Source organism: Emergencia sp. 1XD21-10, assembly GCF_009936045.1.
Lineage (GTDB): Bacteria > Bacillota > Clostridia > Peptostreptococcales > Anaerovoracaceae > Senimuribacter > Senimuribacter intestinalis.
Genome location: NZ_QWEQ01000015.1, coordinates 13,080 through 29,778 on the forward strand (window position 1 = coordinate 13,080; position 16,699 = coordinate 29,778).

Genomic DNA, 16,699 nt, shown 5'->3' on the forward strand with positions numbered 1-16,699 from the left:
TCTCTATCTCATATTCTGTTTAAAATTGTATCGAAATATGTGTACCAACGCCGAGTCTGCTTTCTATTTGAACCTGCGCCTCATGATATGCTGCGCCGTGTTTGACAATGGACAGCCCCAAACCTGTGCCGCCGATTTCTTTAGAATGGCTCTTATTGACTCTGTAGAATCGCTCGAATATTCGATCCAGTTCATCTTCAGCAATTCCAATACCGGTATCTGACACCGATACTGTTGGTCTTCCATCATTTTCCATAACAGAAACCGTCACGCTGCCACCCTCTCGATTATACTTTATCGCATTGTCGCAGAGATTATAAATCATTTCTTCCACAACCTGCATGACAGCCTCAATATAAAGGGATTCTCCAATAAGTTTCAGCTGAATCTTCCTGTCTTCTGCGGCTTTATCCAAATGGCTCAGCACCTTTTGACAAAGCAGGTACAAATCAATCTGTTCTTTCTTTTCGGTAATCCGACCTTCGTCCAGCTGGGACAGTTTGATGATATCTTCCACCAGCATGATCAGCCTCTGCGCTTCATCATAAATTCGGCCGGCAAACCGAGGAATATCCTCTTCTTTCACCATGCCGGCTTTTATAATTTCCGCAAAACCGCTGATGGAGGTCAGAGGTGTTTTTAGTTCGTGGGACACATTAGCAGTAAATTCTTTACGAAAATCCGCCTCCTTAGTCTTTTCGTCCACATCAGTCTCTAGCCTGCTAATTCTGCTGTCAAGAGCCTGCCTCTGTTCCGCAATTCGCCGCACCAAAGGGCGCACCTCTGCATAAGTTTGCGCTTCCTGCGGATGTGCTAAGTCAATCTGATTCAGCGGTTCTACAATTCTTCTGGCAATCCTCGCCGCCAGCATGGCGGACAGCAGCACCGCCATGAGTAAAACAATCAAAATAGGCTGCAGCATGCTTAAAATCAGCGTAAAAATTGTAAACTGCACCTGAGAAACCCGAAGCACACTGCCATCGGACAACTTAACAGCGCAGTACATGGTTTTTTCCGCCAATGTCTTAGAGTAACGAACCGCTTCTCCATAGCCTGACTTCTCCGCTTCTTTTACCTCAGGCCTGTCTTTATGGTTTTCCATCTCCTGTTTCCCTGCAGAAGAATCGTATTCCACTGTTCCATCTGCGGCAATTAGAGTAATTCTGTGATTTTCCGCAAGGCTCAATCCGTCAAAATAACCAGTACCACCTGTTTCTAAGGCTTGCGCCACAAGGCGGCTCTGCATGCGCAGCTCCTGCGCATACTGCTCATTATACTGCAGATACAGTGCGCCTAAAATAAGCACCAGACATGATATCCAGACCAGGATTGCCACCGAAAAAATCCCTCTGAAAATTCTATTCTTCATCCTTTACCTCTCCAATTTTATAACCCAGCCCCCTTACGGTCTCGACGTAATGTCCGCAGGCGCCTAATTTCTGGCGCAATGACCGGATATGTACATCTACTGTTCTATTTTCTCCATCAAAGCCGTATCCCCAAATCCTGGATAGGAGCTGATCTCTGGTAAACACATGCCCTTGCTGCTTCATCAGCAAAGCGAGAAGTTCAAACTCTTTCAGCGTCAGCGCTGTCTCTGTTCCATCTACTGAAACGATGTGTTTTGACACAGAAAGAAAAAGATTGCCGATTCGATACTCTTCCTGCTTATCCAAAGCAGATGCTCTGCGTAGAAGCGCTCTGATGCGTGCAAGCAGTTCCATCATGCCGAAAGGTTTCGGCATATAATCATCTGCACCGTAATCCAGTCCAATCACTTTGTCATATTCCGTTCCCTTTGCTGTCAGCATCATGACAGGCATTCTGGCAGTTTTCACAGATGCGCGCAATCTTTTTAAAACAGATAGTCCGTCTTCTTCGGGCAGCATAATATCCAGCAGAATCAGCTGAGGAAGTTCCTGCTCCATCGCCTCCCAAAACAGAGACGGCACAGCAAACCCCTTTGCCGCATAACCTGCATTATTTAATGTATACAGCACCAGTTCACGAATGCTGTCATCATCTTCTACCAAATAAATCATCTCGCAGTTCTCCTTTGCTTCAAGTCTACTATAAGCCTGCTTAAAAAGCCAGAATTTTAATGTTAAATTCATGTTAAGTTTTCCCGCAAAACCAGAAAAGATACAAAGCCAAGTATCAGTTAAGGATTGACTTATTCTCTTGCGGCGATATACTAAAAGTATCATAACTTAAAATAATAGTTTATATCCGTTCCATGATTTATCATTATATAAATGCAATTTTAGACAAGGCAAGAAAAGGAGGCACCCATGCAAATCATCCAATACGAAGTTTTACTGAAAGTCTTAGAAAGCGGTACATTGACTTCTGCTGCTGAAGAACTTGGCTATAGCCAGTCGGGACTGACACGCATGCTAAATTCCCTAGAAGCAGAACTCGGCTTTCCGCTTTTAGTTCGGGATCGCCGCGGCGTGCGTCTTTCTGCGGAAGGAAAATTGGCTCTGCCCCATATTCAGGCGCTCCTCAATGAACAGCGCCGCCTGCTGCAATGTGCCGCAGAAATTAAAAATCTGAACTTAGGGCTGATTACCATCGGTACCTTCAACAGTGTATCAGCACAGTGGCTGCCTGGTATCATCAAAGAATTTACAGAGCTGCATCCCGGTATCCGTTTTCAGCTGCTGCATGGAAACAACGATGAAATTGTAGAATGGGTACAGAATAATCAGGTAGATATCGGATTTACTCGCTACCCTACCGCCGAAGATTGCTGCGAAGTATTTCTCTATCAGGATCCTATCGTCGGCGTATTTTCTGCAGAAGCCCCGCAGGTAAATCAAACATATTTTTCTTTAGAAGAGTTGAAAACACTTCCTTACATTGCTTTAAACGAAGGCGTTGACGATGAAATTACAGAAGTTCTTACGCAAAGCGGCATTACCCTTAATCCTGCCTTTATCGAAAGCGACGACCATGCAGTCATCGCCATGGTAGAACAGGGACTCGGTACCAGTCTGATGTCCCAAATGATGCTCCGCGGTTTTGACAGAAAAATTATTGCCGTTCCTTTAGCCCCGCCCAGATACCGCCAAATCGGTATGGCATGCAAAGATCTCTCTCTGCTGTCGGCTGCTGCCGCAGATTTCTGGGCTCACATACAAAGATGGACAGAAAAACTCTAACCTCTGATAGGCTTTGGTCCAGCTGCCTCCCGTTTCTTTCTATTGATTGGCAACCACTTTCCATCAGCGGCTTTATAATCTGAATTCTTTTGCATATCCCTTCTCTTCCCTGCATATATTGGTTCTAACTTGAGTTTAAGGAGCGGTGTTTATTATGAAGGATTACATAGAGGAGAGAGTACTTTCGCTGGCCAACTACATTATTTCGACCAATTCGACAGTCAGAGCCGCTGCAAAAGAATTCAAAGTCAGCAAAAGTACTGTACACAAAGACGTTACAGAAAGGCTGCAGGAAATCAGTCCTTCGCTTGCCGCACAGGTAAAAACCGTACTGGACGTCAATAAAGCCGAAAGACATATACGAGGCGGTCTTGCCACCAGAGAAAAGTACAGTCATCAGGATGAATAACATAATTGGATAATCTTTTAAATCATGCCCACCCTTCAAAAGGGTGGTAAAAGGAGCTGTCGCACAGTTGACTTAAAAAGTCGACTGGAGCCACGGCTCCTTTCGCTTCGTAATGCTTTTATGGCTTAACAACATTTCATTAGAATCAAAAAAGCAACACAAAGCTAAGGGCATCTAGCTCCTTGAGGTATGTTGCTTTCTCTATGCAATTTTATCAATACAATGCAAGTGTATTCCCACTGTTCCACGCTGAATTTTGTTATGCAGTTTTTCGATATTATGGGAAATTGCAAGAAGCACACATTCTGCATATACCTTTGCATTTCCTCGGCACAGGAACCTTCGGAATCCCCTGTCCCATTTCAGGTCAGCAAAACTTCCTTCTGCCTGAATACTTCTATTGATTCTGAGTAAAATTCCCTGCTTACTGCTGATTTGCTGCAGGCATTCTGCTCTCTGCCTTTCAAACTTTCTTGAAACTTCCAATGACTTAAAGCGTTCATCTACAGGTGTTTTAAAATGATTTCCCTTGATACATTTGTCTTTTACGGGACAACCTGTACAATCAGCACACTTGTATACGGTTTTCGTCGAAATATATCCACTTGCTGTTTTCCTCTGTTTTGTTGCCATTGCAAATAAAGGATGCCCCTGACTGCAATAATAGCAATCCCTTTCAGAATCATAGACCATATTCGCACGGTTGCTGATATCCTTTTGATACTTTCTAGTTTTGGAAATTTCATAGTTTGTTGGTTTGATAAATCCTATCTGGTCATTGTCTTCTATGTAGGTGTAGTTTTCTTCGCTCTCGTAACCGGAATCCAAAACAATATTGCGGTATTTGAAGGACAAGTTCTCTTTCATTTCTTTCAGAAAAGAAATGGCAGTCGGTGTATCCGTTGAATTAGGGAATATCTCAAGCCATACTACATATTCTGCATCTACTCCATGCTGTAGATTGTAGGCTGGTTTCAACTGTCCATTTTTCATATGATCTTCTTTCATTCGCATGAAGGTCGCATCCGAATCTGTCTTGGAATAACTGTTACGTGTTCCGCAGATATGGATTTTTTGATTGTATTCTTTCAATTTTTCCAGATAACTTTCCAGTTGTTCGATGTGTTTCTGAAGAAGTGCCTTTCTTTTTCCTGTTCCGTACACGAACTTGATTTCTTCCTGTTCTTTTATGGCATACAGCTGTTTCCTAAGCCTTTTGAGTGTTTTGATTTTTACTCTGCCGCCCCAAACTGGTTTCAATGCATAGGTTTCTACGCATTCTGAAACTAACAGCGCTGCTTTTTGACCAAGTTTTTCCTGGTTTTTGCTAACTGCTCTTTTCCATACAAAGGTGTACTTGTTAGCATTCGCCTCAATCTTTGTGCCGTCAATAAAGATGTTTTCTCCTGAAATTTCACCAAGTTCATAAAGCAGTTCACTGCACTGTACAAGCAGCTGCTTTGCACAGGAAGCAAAGTGCAGACTGCGGAATCTTGCAATAGTTGCGTGGTCTGGTACTGGCTTGCCTTCAAGAAGGTACATGAAGTTAATGTCTCTGTGACAGGCACGCTCAATTTCTCTGGAAGAAAATCTTCCATCGAGGTAGGCATAGAGAATGATTTTCAGCATTTGTCGCGGGGTCACTTGATTTTCTTTCAGAATACTGTAAGTTTCATAAAGACAAGTCAGGTCCATCTCCTCTACAAACTGACTTAGTAACCTTACGCTGTCGTTTTCCGGAATGATAATGTTTAAATTCATCGGAATTTGAAGTTGAAAATATTTCTCGTTTGTTGTATAGTTTTTGTTAGTGGTAGTAAGGTTTTTCACACAAATATTATACCACAAAAACCCTTACAAGTGTTGAATTCGTAAGGGTTTTCTTGTTTTGAAATTAAACAAAAGGAGCCGTGGCTCCAGTTGACTTTTTAAGTCAACTGTGCGACAGCTCCTTTGTCTACAGTCAGAGCAGGGATTTCCTGCTTTTTTATTATTTAATCTTTAAAACAAATCACTATGTGAGCCTGTTCGGATTAGTCTTAGTTCTAATGTATCCTGCACAATTTTATAGACTAATAACCAGTCCGGTTGAATATGACACTCTCGCATTCCTTTATAGTGCCTTGAGTTAACTAACGCATGATCGTGATAGGACTCCGGTAAAGGTTGTTCATTTCGTAAAAGATCTATTACTTGAATCATTTCTTTAAGGTCACAACCTCTCTTAGCTGCCAACTTATAGTCCTTTTTAAATTGTGCAGTAAATTTGACATTAAGCATTCAAAGCCTCCATCAAATCTTCCATATTATCATAAGGACCATAAACTTCTCCATTTTCGGCTGCTTCCATTGCCGCATAGGTAGTATCATTTGGTTCTACAACTTTTACCGGAAAAGGTAACCCATGGTGCATTAGTGCCTGCCGGAAAAAAAGTCCTGTAGCTGTACTTAAATCTAATCCCAAGGTTTTAAATAACTCATCTGCCTGCGCCTTTAGCTCTGGCTCAATGCGTAATGTTAAATTACATTTCTTCGCCATAAAAACACCTCCCTTGATATATTCTTATTATATGCTTATTTCTATTATATTTCAAGTGCATTGCACATAAAACGTTCCTCTTGCTCACCTAGAACACGTCCCATAATTAAAATTTCACCGCTGCTGCGATAAATTCTCTGAACAGCGGATGTGCATTATTGGGTCTTGACTTAAATTCCGGATGATACTGGACGGCGACAAAGAACTTTCTGTCTCTCAGTTCCACTGCCTCTACCAGTCTGCCATCAGGGGAAGTGCCAGCTATCGTCATTCCCGCTGTCTCCATTTCCTCTCTATAAGAATTATTGAACTCATATCTGTGGCGATGACGTTCGCTGATTTCAGATGTGCCGTAGGCTTTTTCCAGCAAAGTGCCCTCCCGGATTTTGCAAGGATAAGCGCCAAGACGCATAGTACCGCCCTTAGGAATATTACCCTGCTGATCCGCCATCAAGTCGATAACATTGTGGGCACCGTTTTCTGCAAATTCTCCTGAATCCGCATCAGAGTAGCCGAGAACATCTCTAGCAAATTCAATTACTGCCGTCTGCATGCCAAGACAAATGCCAAGGTATGGCACATTCTTTTCTCTTGCATATTTTGCTGCCTGGATTTTACCTTCAATACCACGATCACCAAAACCGCCCGGCACTAAAATCCCATCAACATCGCCTAATACCAATTCTGCGCTTTCACAAGTTACATCCTCCGCATCAATCCACTTGATATTGACGCAGGCATCATTCTCATAACCTCCATGGCGCAAGGCTTCAGCAACAGAAAGATATGCATCGTGCAATTTTACATATTTACCTACCAGACCGATAGTCACAGACTTGCTTCTGTTCTCAATCCGTGTCAGCATTTTGTTCCAGTCTTCCATCTCACATGGACCAGCGTTAATTCCAAGCTCCCTGCAGACGATCCAGCTGAGTCCTGCCTTTTCCAGCATCACAGGAGCTTCATATAAAGTCGGCAAAGTCATATTTTCAATGACGCAGTCCTTTTTCACATTACAGAACAGTGCGATTTTATCGATGATGTCCTGGTCTACCGGCTCGTCCACCCGCATTACGATGATATCCGGCGAAATCCCCAGCGCACGCAATTCCTTAACCGAATGCTGAGTCGGCTTGGACTTGTGTTCACCGGAGCTTTTGATATACGGCACCAAGGTCACATGAATAAAGATGCAATTCTCCTTGCCCACTTCCAGAGAAACCTGACGAATCGCTTCCAGAAACGGCTGGCTCTCAATATCCCCTACAGTTCCGCCAATTTCAGTAATAATTACATCGGCTAAAGACGTTTCTCCAACATTGTAAATAAACGATTTAATCTCGTTAGTCACATGAGGAATAACCTGTACAGTGCTGCCCAGATAATCGCCATTTCTCTCCTTGTTCAGCACATTCCAGTAGACTTTTCCTGTAGTCAGGTTGCTGAACCTATTCAGGTTTTCATCGATAAACCGCTCATAATGTCCCAGGTCCAGATCCGTCTCAGCACCATCTTCAGTGACAAAAACCTCTCCATGCTGATAAGGGCTCATGGTGCCCGGGTCGATATTGATATAAGGATCCAGTTTCTGTGCCGCCACCTTCAGACCTCTTGCTTTCAAAAGCCGACCTAAGGACGCCGCCGTAATTCCCTTTCCAAGTCCGGATACAACTCCGCCTGTCACAAAGATATATTTTTTCATAGCTACACTCCTTCCAAAAAAACAAAACGCAAAAACTAAAAAAAATAAGGCATCTGGCTTTTTAGTGAGAAGGATACACAAGATCCCGAAACTCTCTAAAGTTCGCCATCTTCTCCTTATTTCTGTTATGTCTTTGCGCAATTTATAAAATAATATTACTGAAATATTATACGACTTTTACAGGAAAAAGTCCAGCAGTTTTTTTATAACCGCGCGGTCTTCTTCCTTTCAGCCATATATAAGGCGGCTCTCAAACAAAGTCTAATTTTATTACATCAGAAACAGCTGCGCCGATGCGCCCGAAAACTTTTTCCCGCTCTGATAAAGATAAGACACTGCCATAGACTTGATGCCTTTGCGAAGGATATTTGCTCTATGCCCCGGAGAATTCTTCCACTGCTCGAAATATGCACGTGCTGCTGCAACCGGATCATTAAAGGAGTTGGAGCGCCATGCCAAATTTTCGCCGGTGCCGTTATAGTCAAGATTCAGCTCCAAATCTGTGTAGACGGAATTGAAAGCAGCTTCTTTTCCATATTTATTATAGCGCATGTGTCCCATCTGCTTATATGCCCAGGCTTCATATGCACGTATGTCTGTTGCCGCCTGAAGGTGATATGCGTACTTCAAAGAATTCAGCCCATTCTTTTTTCTCAGGTCGTTGACCAGTCTGAGCATTTCCTTCTGGTAGGCTTTGTCAAACTCAGTTCCTACCGTTACCAAGCAGGATGTGGTAACTCCATTATGCGCTTTTGCCGTAATCCTTACAATCCCTTTTCTCCTAGCAGTGACCTTGCCCGAGGTACTGACTGTTGCAACCGTACAATCGGAGCTTGACCAGCGGACAGTTTTAGCCGGCGCCTTCGCACTCACCGTAGCCTTCAGTACAAAGGAGCCGTTTCCATAAAGGCTCTTCGTCTTTCTGCTGAGAGAAATCCTTGTGACTACGCCGGTTTTAGCAGAAACATTGCTGCTAAATGCTGAAACCTTTCCGGAATCAACTGCACGAATCTTGTACCTATAAGTTGTATTTTGGGATAATCCTGTAAAAGTCACTGCTGTTTTTTCAGTAGTACGAACCCTCCTCCAAGTATTCGATTTGGTATTACGTTGATAAATCTGATATTCTTCCGCACCACTTACTTTTTTCCAGGAAACTTTAATGGTACGCGTTCCTGAAGTGATTGCTCTCACAGAAGTCGGCGCCTTGATTTCTGCCTGCGGATACATTGTCGCCCCTTGTTCGGATTCTGCTGCATAGGTCACCTGACCTGCTGTCATAATGACAGTGAGCACTACACAAAGAGTTAAAACAAAAGTTCCGAATCTTTTCATCATTTTCTTCCTCTCTAAAACTTTTAATATCAATTCTTTTTGTATTAAACTACAATTTTTCGACAAAAAAAATAGCCGTACAATGTGCCAGGCTATCATTCTCCAATTAAACAATTCTGTTAACTGTAAAGTACAACTGGCTATCTTGTTTCTTGCAAGACCCTATAGCTTTGCGTCATCGCTTCACAACGATTTTGCCTTTTAAATTACTTTTTTACAATAACATATTTAATACGCGTTGTCAATAGATTACATGCATTTTTCGATTATATTTTCACTAAATCTTCACTTTTATTATCAGGACATATTTGCGTTTTTCAATATCCTTTCAGTTTTAACTCCATATATATTCTAACCCGTTTTCTGGTGCTATCATCGTATTTTTCAGAAATATAATACAAAACATAAAACATGGTTATGTGGATCTTTCTGTATAAACACAATAAAAGAAGAGGCTGTCTCAAACAAATGAGTCAGCCTCTTCACAAACAACATTCAAAGGATTGCCTACCTGCAGGAATCCATCTTATTTAGATTCACGCTTTTTTTCCACACATGCTATCATACCGGTAAGTGCCAGTAATGCAGTTGCAAGGATTGCCAACCAAGTAAGCATATTGCTCGTATCACCGGTTCTTGGAATCCACCAAGGAAGTTCATCCTCCTCATCGTCATTGGTCTTATTTCCGGCGTTTTGGTCTTCCTTGTTGTTGTCTTTAATCAGTTTGTCAATTTCACTTGGCGTTTTAACGTTTTCATCCGGCTTGCCATCTCCATCAGTATCGATGTTAGTATCCGGTTTGCCGTCTCCATCGATGTCGACATTAAGGTCAGGGATACCATCTCCATCGGTGTCAATATTAATATCTGGTTTGCCGTCTCCATCGGTGTCGATATTAAGATCTGGCTTGCCGTCTTTGTTAGTATCAATGTTGATATCCGGTTTGCCATCTCCATCAGTATCGATATCAATATCTGGTTTGCCATCTCCGTCGGTATCTTTGTTCACATCCGGTTTGCCGTCTCCATTGGTATCAACGTTGATATCCGGTTTGCCGTCTCCGTCAGTGTCGATATTGACATCCGGCTTGCCGTCTCCGTTGGTATCGATGTCGAGGTCTGGCTTGCCGTCTCCGTCGGTATCTTTGTTGATATCCGGTTTGCCATCTCCATTGGTATCAATATCTACATCTGGTTTGCCATCTCCGTCAGTATCCTTGTTAATATCCGGCTTGCCGTCTCCATCGGTATCAATGTTGATGTCTGGCTTGTCATCTCCGTTGGTATCAATGTCTACATCCGGTTTACCATCTCCATCAGTATCGATGTTAATGTCTGGTTTGCCGTCTCCGTCGGTATCCTTGTTAATATCCGGATTATCGTCTGGCTTATCGTCCGGTTCCTCTCCGCCTGGATTATCGTCCGGATCAATGATAATAAGAGAAGGTTTTTTCTTCAGTTTTACCTGCACTGTATGGTCTTTGTCCACAGCTTCAAAGGTCACATTTCCTGCATTCAGTAAATCTGGCCGCACCTCACCGTCAACAGTGACTTCTACAACTTTATATCCTTTACCGGCTTCCCAAGTCACAGTATGGTCTTCGCCCTTCTGTACCTGTCCAGTCGCCGTAATCGTACCTTCACCCTCGGCAACAGACGTTTCAACTACGCAGACCTGATCAGCATCCAGGCTGCTGCCATCTTCACGAACATAAACAACATGTACAGTATGGTTTACCGCAGCATCCTGAAAAGCAATCTCGCCTACATCTTTTAATGCCTCAGCATTTTCGCCGTCAATCCATACCTCTTTTACTTTCCAGCCATCTGCAGGTTTCCAGGAAACTGTATAATCGCCACCCTTTTTCAAGGTTTTTGCTTCACTGATACTTCCCAGACCTTCTGTTGACGTTGCAACACTGACAAAGCTTCCTCCCGCAGTCTCATCGTCATCTGCAGTACCTTCTTCAAAGCGAACCTGCACCTTATGATTTGCGTCTATGCTGACAAATTTGCAGCCATCTGCAGGCAGCAAATCATCACGAATGATTCCATCCACCATAACACTGCTCACACGCCAGCCTTCTGCAGGTTCCCAGGTGACTGTAGCATTCTCTTTATATTTATAGCTTTCAGAACTGCTGATAGTGCCCTGACCAGTCTTTGCAGTAGTAACATCATAAGTGTTCATCTTCCAGACCGCATAGGCAACAGTATCGTCTTTCAGCTTTGTATCTGCTGTAAAAGCATCAAAACGTTCCGGATTTGCCTTCGGGTCAGTAGACCAGCCCATGAAAGTATACCCTTTCATTTCCGGTGATTCTGGGAAGTTCTGCGCCGCATCATTTACACTTTGTCCAACCACATAAGGATAATCGTCTTTTTCTACCCGCGTTCCCCCAGTAGGTTCTGGATAGTTTTTATCATAAGCTAAAGTCAGTACCTCGCGCACGGTCAGCGTCTTACTGTTGACGATACAGCCGCCTTCTAAATTTCCAGACTTATACCACTCATACTGCAGCTTATAAACGCCCTTGTCCTTTTCTTCCGCACTACGCTGGTTCAGCAGAAGTTTCTGCAACTCTTCGTTGCTTTCAATATGCTGATCTTCATACTTTCCGGTTGCTTCATTCAGTTTGGATACCTTTACTATAACCTTACCACCCACAGTACCCGTACCAGTAAGTTCTGTGCCAACAGGAGTTCCTGTTTCATCATAGCCAAAGGTGGTATCATCCGCCGGATACGGCGTAGTCCTGATGCTTCCGGTGTCCACATCAGTCGCAGATCCCAGTGCGAAGATAACACTTTCTCTGTGGTCGTACTTGGTTGCTTCATCAGGCAAACGATTGTCTTTCTTAACATAAATGTATTGGTCTACCCCAGCGCTGCCATTGGCCAGTGAAATAACGGTTGTCGGCACCAGACGCATGAAGCGCTGTCCCACGATTTCTTCGCCGTTCTGCGGATTGGTGATGCCCGTGCTAACCGATACGTCAGTCCAGCCCACACCAGGCGCGAAGTTTGTTGTCTCATAAGTCTTCGGATCCAGCGTAATAACCGGCAGTCCGTTCATGTCCCCCGGTAACTGACAAGTGTAGCCATCGCGTGTCTCCCACGAAATATCGAAACCACTGCCGTCATAACCTGCCAACCTGTTGTTGGTCAGTGGGAACAATACAGAAATATTACGCACTGTATCATAATCGGTAGTACTGAAACCCTCCAATTCCTCCTGAGTCTTGTTCAGATTAGAAGGCTGCAGCAGTGCTGTGCATACAGACGCCGCGGAATATGCCTTTGCGATTGCTCTGTCTGTTTCATTACCGAAGCTTTCACTCGGATTAGTAAATACGGAAAGCTGCGGATATACACCGCTCTGATAAGTCCAGGTTCCGTCTGTACCGAATTCTTCCTTCATGGCATCGCCAATCATCTGTCCAGTCAGATAGCCAGTGATTCCAGCAAACGAATTATGGGTTAAAGTACCGATTGCATACTCGCCCATGCCGGATGTTTGCTTATCAAAGTAACAATTACTAAAAGTTGCAGCACCTGGATTATTTCCGCCGATACCTCCTAATGTTGAGCCGCTCGCTCCCGGCTTGGTCTTTGTCGTCCCTACCTCACCGGTACTGTAGCAGTTCTGTATTCTGGTATCTCCTGTAGCGCCTCCATAGAATCCTCCCATGGTGCTTGCCGTATTCTGCATACCGACCATGGAGGTGCTGTAACAGTTGATGCAAGTATCGGTATTCTGCTCATCTCTGCCAAAGAATCCACCTACATTGCTGCTTCCTTCTACAACGCCAGAGGCGAAACAGTTCTCAAAATGGTTTGCATAATGACCGATTCCATAGAATACGCCGCCGTCAGTATTGCAATATAGCTTAACATTCGTGAAGCAGTTCTCTATCCAGCAGTTGCCCGGACAGGATATAAAGCCTCCCGAATGCGATGATGTAGAAATATCATAGCTGTCAATAGAATAGCTATTGGTAATCTTATATCCAGAAACCGGACCTACAAAGGAACCAACACAGCTTGTCCCATAGGTTGTTACATTGCGCACGTGGCACTGATCCATATGCACATAGAAACTATCTAAAGAGGTAGAGCCATCGCCGTTCCATCCACTGACAATGCCGCCCGTATGCGCCGCCCCATGAACAATAGAATCCTCAACGGATACCTGCTTCATCTTACCTGCAAGCAGCCAGCCAACCGCTACACCCGAGTACTGCCCGCTAGATTCTACATGGCAATACCGGAAGCGAAGATTCTGCATTTTAAATCCTGTGCTGGCTCTGCCTACAGTTGAAATCATACCCACCGTGCCAGATCCGGCAGTATACATATTATAAATAGTATGTCCATTTCCTTCGATGGTGATGCTGCCTGGATCAGCAACCGGACTCCAATTGTTTGCAGGGTTGCGTCCGCCTAAGTCCACATCGTTTTTCAGTTCCAGAGACTTCTTGTTTACTAGCGCCCAGCGAAGCTGCGCCGCCGTATACACATCCACAAGTCCGTTGCCGTCTCCATCCGTCGCCTCCTGCATCGCATTAAGCGTCCATACCTCATCTGCAGGAACAGTGTTTCCCGCATTTGCTGTTTGAAGCGCATCAAACTCTGTTTTTCGTGCATTATAGACACGCTGTTGGTAAGCCCCCCAGCTTTCGCCCGGATTCATGATGATATCTGCCGCAAATACGCCCAGATTTCCACAAAGAATCAGCATCAAGCACAAAAAAACAATGCACTCTTTCTTTATTCTTTTCATAAAAAACCTCCTACCGCTTCCAAGCTGCCGCAAGCAGCTCGTTATCACCGCCTAATGGCGATTTTCTCGTTAGAATTTACAAAAGTATTATACCCCCCCCCCGCACATTTTTGTCAAGCCTTCAAACGTGTATTTTCAAATGGTTTCAGGTTGTTTTTCATAAATTTTTCACAAAAAAAGAGCCACCGAAGGGTGGCTCACAAGTCAAAACTTCTATCCAAGTTACATCAGGAAAAGCTGCGCAGAAGCAGCCGCAAAAGTTCTTCCGCTCTGATAGTGATAAGAAACTGCCATAGATTTCGCATTTTTATGTAACATATTGGCAAGGTGATACTTAGAATTTTTCCACTGATTAAAATACACCTGTGCCGCAGCTTTTGCATCACTGTAAGAATCTGTACGCCATGCCAGATTTTCAGCTGTGCCCCGGTAAGAGAGCTTCAATCCTAAGTCCGTATAAACAGAATCGAAATCGCCTTCAGTTCCTTTTTTTGTATATCTCATATGCCCCATGTCTTTATTGGCCCAGGCTTCCTGTGCCCGCAAATCTGATGCCGCCTGAATGCTGTAAGCGTACTGCAGCGGTTTGAGACCTTTTTCTGCTCTCAGATTGTTAACAAGGCGCAGCATTTCTTTTTGATAAGTCTGGTCGAATTTCGTTCCTACTGTCACCAGACAGCTTGCGGTAGCGCCATTATGTGCTTTTGCTGTAATCTTAACGGTTCCTTTTCCCTTTGCGGTTACCTTTCCGGAAGAGCTGACCGTTGCGATGCTCTTGTCTGAACTTGTCCATGTCACTGTCTTTGACGGCGCTTTCGCAGTTACTGTTGCCTTCAGTGTAAAAGATGCAGTACCATACAGCGGCTTGGTTTTTCTGTCCAGCGAAATCTTCGTTACAACGCCAGTCTTAGCAGAAACTACATTGCTGTAATCCGATTTACTGTCGCCGGAAACAGCGCGTACCTTAAATTTGTAAGTGGTGTTCTTTGTAAGCCCCGTAAAAGAAACTGTCGCATTTGCTGTAGTGCGGACTCTCTTCCAGCTTTTAGAACTGCTGTAATAGCGGTAAACCTGATATTTCTCAGCTCCACTGACCTTACTCCATGAAACCTTCACAGTTGTTGTTCCTGAGGAAATCGCCTTAACAGAAGATGGTGCTTTCAGAGACGCTTCTGCTCCAGCAAATACAAAGCTGCTGCCTGCCATAGAAACAACCAGTGCCAGGCACAGTGTCAATGCAAAAACTCTAATCTTTTTCATCGTTTTTTCATCCTTTCCAATTATTGCATTTATCATTTTATCACAATTTATTTTAAAATAAAATAGCCTTGTGCGCAACGCATCAGGCTATAGTCTTCCAATAAAACAGTTTTATTCACTGTAAGGTGCAACTGGCTGCCTTGGCTTTACAAGGCCCTATAGCTTTGCGTCATCGCTTCACAACGATTTTGCCTTTAAAATTACGATTTAAGGTTAGCATATCTATCCCTGTTTGTCAATAGCTCGAGGTTATATTTTTATAAATTTTCCCACTTTATTCTTAGGCTATACACTTATATTCCAACAGTAATTATCATTATATTTCAAATATATTCTAACCAAATATTCACTTCAGAATATAGTTGCAAAATTTTTTCCAAAATCTAGTGAATTCTCCCCGAAAATATTTTATAATGGATTTAGAATATTTTATCGTGATAAAACTTACCGACTAGGAGGAACAAACCCATGATTTTTTTCAGAAGTGATTACAGTCAGGGCGCTCATCCAAAAATTCTGGATGCACTGATTGCTACCAATTTAGAACATACTGACGGGTACGCCCTTGATCCACACAGCGAACGCGCTGCACAGATGATTAAAGATTTAATCGGCAGAGCGGACTGTGAAGTTCACATGATGGTAGGCGGAACCCCTACCAATGTCATCACCATCGCTGCAGCACTGAAGCCCTGGGAAGCTGTCGTTGCAACCAGAGCTGCCCATATTTACTCTCACGAGTGCGGTGCGGTGGAGGCTACAGGACATAGAGTGCTGACTGTCGACGGCGTTGACGGCAAGCTGACGCCGGAACTCATCGACAACGCATGGCTGGAATATGAGGATGACCACACTGTCGTTCCTAAGATGGCATACATTTCCCACACCACCGAAAGCGGTACCGTTTACACTAAAGCAGAACTGGAGGCTCTCCGCAAATGCTGTGATGCCCACGACATGTACCTCGGACTGGACGGCGCCAGACTCGGTGCCGGTCTCACCTGTGAGGATACCGACCTTACCATCCAGGATATCGCAAGACTGACTGATGCCTTTTACATCGGCGGCACAAAAAACGGTCTGCTCCTTGGCGAAGCTGTTGTTATCTTTGATGAAAACATCAACGATCACTACCGCTGGATGATTAAGCAAAACTGCGGCATGCTGGCAAAAGGAAGACTCATCGGCGTGCAGTTTGAAGCACTTTTGGAAGGCGGCGAAAACAGCCTTTTCTTCCAAATCGGCGCTCACGAAAATGCTATGGCAAAGAAACTGCGCGAAGGAATTGCTGCCTGCGGCTATGAATTCGACGGCACTTCTACTACCAATCAAATTTTCCCAATCTTTCCAACCGAAATGGTCAGAGAACTGGAAAAAGAATTTTTCTTCTATGATTGGGCTGCTGCCGGAGAAGGCAAGCGTGTCATCAGGCTGGTAACCTCCTGGGGCACAACTGAAGAAGACGTAGACGCATTCTTAAATGCGCTAAAAAAATTCTAAACCTGAG

Annotated in this window: 12 protein-coding genes and 2 riboswitches; of the genes, 3 read left to right on the forward strand and 9 right to left on the reverse strand. The window is 43.9% G+C overall.

The features are described from left to right. Positions 1-19: 19 nt before the first annotated feature. Together D1151_RS10310 and D1151_RS10315 are read right to left on the reverse strand one after the other, a co-directional pair. Entirely contained in the window at positions 20-1,369 is a 1,350-nt protein-coding gene (locus tag D1151_RS10310) for a cell wall metabolism sensor histidine kinase WalK (protein ID WP_161908859.1), read from the reverse strand. Next, positions 1,359-2,114 carry a response regulator transcription factor gene (locus D1151_RS10315; RefSeq protein WP_330588325.1) on the reverse strand — a complete coding sequence of 252 codons (756 nt, stop codon included), beginning with the start codon at positions 2,112-2,114 and terminating at the stop codon, positions 1,359-1,361. Before D1151_RS10315 ends, D1151_RS10310 begins: the two co-directional genes overlap by 11 nt. Before the next feature lie 177 nt (positions 2,115-2,291). Between D1151_RS10315 and D1151_RS10320 the strand changes: the two genes are divergently transcribed. Beyond that, complete coding sequence (locus D1151_RS10320; RefSeq protein WP_160202607.1) at positions 2,292-3,164, forward strand: LysR family transcriptional regulator; 873 nt, start codon at positions 2,292-2,294, stop codon at positions 3,162-3,164. Positions 3,165-3,318: 154 nt separating this feature from the next. After that, positions 3,319-3,573: a sporulation transcriptional regulator SpoIIID gene (gene spoIIID / locus D1151_RS10325; RefSeq protein ID WP_160202606.1), complete on the forward strand. Its 255-nt coding sequence runs from the start codon at positions 3,319-3,321 to the stop codon at positions 3,571-3,573. Between the two features lie 201 nt (positions 3,574-3,774). Here the strand turns inward: spoIIID and D1151_RS10330 are convergent, their stop codons facing one another. From D1151_RS10330 to D1151_RS10360, 7 genes are all read right to left on the reverse strand, one after another. Further along, on the reverse strand, positions 3,775-5,334 hold the full coding sequence (locus D1151_RS10330; RefSeq protein ID WP_243151202.1) for an IS1182 family transposase: 1,560 nt from the start codon (positions 5,332-5,334) through the stop codon (positions 3,775-3,777). A gap of 240 nt (positions 5,335-5,574) precedes the next feature. After that, positions 5,575-5,853: a type II toxin-antitoxin system YafQ family toxin gene (locus tag D1151_RS10335; RefSeq protein ID WP_160202605.1), complete on the reverse strand. Its 279-nt coding sequence runs from the start codon at positions 5,851-5,853 to the stop codon at positions 5,575-5,577. Further along, positions 5,846-6,112: a type II toxin-antitoxin system RelB/DinJ family antitoxin gene (locus tag D1151_RS10340; protein ID WP_160202604.1), complete on the reverse strand. Its 267-nt coding sequence runs from the start codon at positions 6,110-6,112 to the stop codon at positions 5,846-5,848. Before D1151_RS10340 ends, D1151_RS10335 begins: the two co-directional genes overlap by 8 nt. Positions 6,113-6,218: 106 nt before the next feature. Beyond that, entirely contained in the window at positions 6,219-7,814 is a 1,596-nt protein-coding gene (locus D1151_RS10345) for a CTP synthase (protein WP_161908861.1), read from the reverse strand. Between the two features lie 270 nt (positions 7,815-8,084). Next, positions 8,085-9,152 carry a CAP domain-containing protein gene (locus tag D1151_RS10350; RefSeq protein ID WP_207708623.1) on the reverse strand — a complete coding sequence of 356 codons (1,068 nt, stop codon included), beginning with the start codon at positions 9,150-9,152 and terminating at the stop codon, positions 8,085-8,087. Positions 9,153-9,277: 125 nt separating this feature from the next. Beyond that, positions 9,278-9,358: riboswitch (cyclic di-GMP riboswitch) on the reverse strand. Positions 9,359-9,675: 317 nt separating this feature from the next. Beyond that, positions 9,676-13,932, reverse strand: a complete 4,257-nt coding sequence (locus tag D1151_RS16665; protein ID WP_202620418.1) for a hypothetical protein — start codon at positions 13,930-13,932, stop codon at positions 9,676-9,678. Positions 13,933-14,154: 222 nt separating this feature from the next. After that, a complete protein-coding gene (locus D1151_RS10360; protein ID WP_161908863.1) occupies positions 14,155-15,192 on the reverse strand; it encodes a fibronectin type III domain-containing protein in 1,038 nt (345 codons plus the stop codon). 123 nt (positions 15,193-15,315) lie between these two features. Next, positions 15,316-15,395: riboswitch (cyclic di-GMP riboswitch) on the reverse strand. A gap of 265 nt (positions 15,396-15,660) precedes the next feature. On the opposite strand from D1151_RS10360, the gene D1151_RS10365 reads away from it, so the two are divergent. After that, on the forward strand, positions 15,661-16,692 hold the full coding sequence (locus D1151_RS10365) for a low specificity L-threonine aldolase (protein WP_161908864.1): 1,032 nt from the start codon (positions 15,661-15,663) through the stop codon (positions 16,690-16,692). Positions 16,693-16,699 lie beyond the last annotated feature (7 nt).

What these genes read in the sequence shown, in the direction of transcription:
- D1151_RS10330 (WP_243151202.1), bottom strand. Translation starts at nt 5,334, where the DNA reads ATGAATTTAAACATTATCATTCCGGAAAACGACAGCGTAAGGTTACTA.
- spoIIID (WP_160202606.1), top strand. Translation starts at nt 3,319, where the DNA reads ATGAAGGATTACATAGAGGAGAGAGTACTTTCGCTGGCCAACTACATT.
- D1151_RS16665 (WP_202620418.1), bottom strand. Translation starts at nt 13,932, where the DNA reads ATGAAAAGAATAAAGAAAGAGTGCATTGTTTTTTTGTGCTTGATGCTG.
- D1151_RS10320 (WP_160202607.1), top strand. Translation starts at nt 2,292, where the DNA reads ATGCAAATCATCCAATACGAAGTTTTACTGAAAGTCTTAGAAAGCGGT.
- D1151_RS10340 (WP_160202604.1), bottom strand. Translation starts at nt 6,112, where the DNA reads ATGGCGAAGAAATGTAATTTAACATTACGCATTGAGCCAGAGCTAAAG.
- D1151_RS10365 (WP_161908864.1), top strand. Translation starts at nt 15,661, where the DNA reads ATGATTTTTTTCAGAAGTGATTACAGTCAGGGCGCTCATCCAAAAATT.
- D1151_RS10310 (WP_161908859.1), bottom strand. Translation starts at nt 1,369, where the DNA reads ATGAAGAATAGAATTTTCAGAGGGATTTTTTCGGTGGCAATCCTGGTC.
- D1151_RS10315 (WP_330588325.1), bottom strand. Translation starts at nt 2,114, where the DNA reads ATGAATTTAACATTAAAATTCTGGCTTTTTAAGCAGGCTTATAGTAGA.
- D1151_RS10345 (WP_161908861.1), bottom strand. Translation starts at nt 7,814, where the DNA reads ATGAAAAAATATATCTTTGTGACAGGCGGAGTTGTATCCGGACTTGGA.
- D1151_RS10335 (WP_160202605.1), bottom strand. Translation starts at nt 5,853, where the DNA reads ATGCTTAATGTCAAATTTACTGCACAATTTAAAAAGGACTATAAGTTG.
- D1151_RS10350 (WP_207708623.1), bottom strand. Translation starts at nt 9,152, where the DNA reads ATGATGAAAAGATTCGGAACTTTTGTTTTAACTCTTTGTGTAGTGCTC.
- D1151_RS10360 (WP_161908863.1), bottom strand. Translation starts at nt 15,192, where the DNA reads ATGAAAAAGATTAGAGTTTTTGCATTGACACTGTGCCTGGCACTGGTT.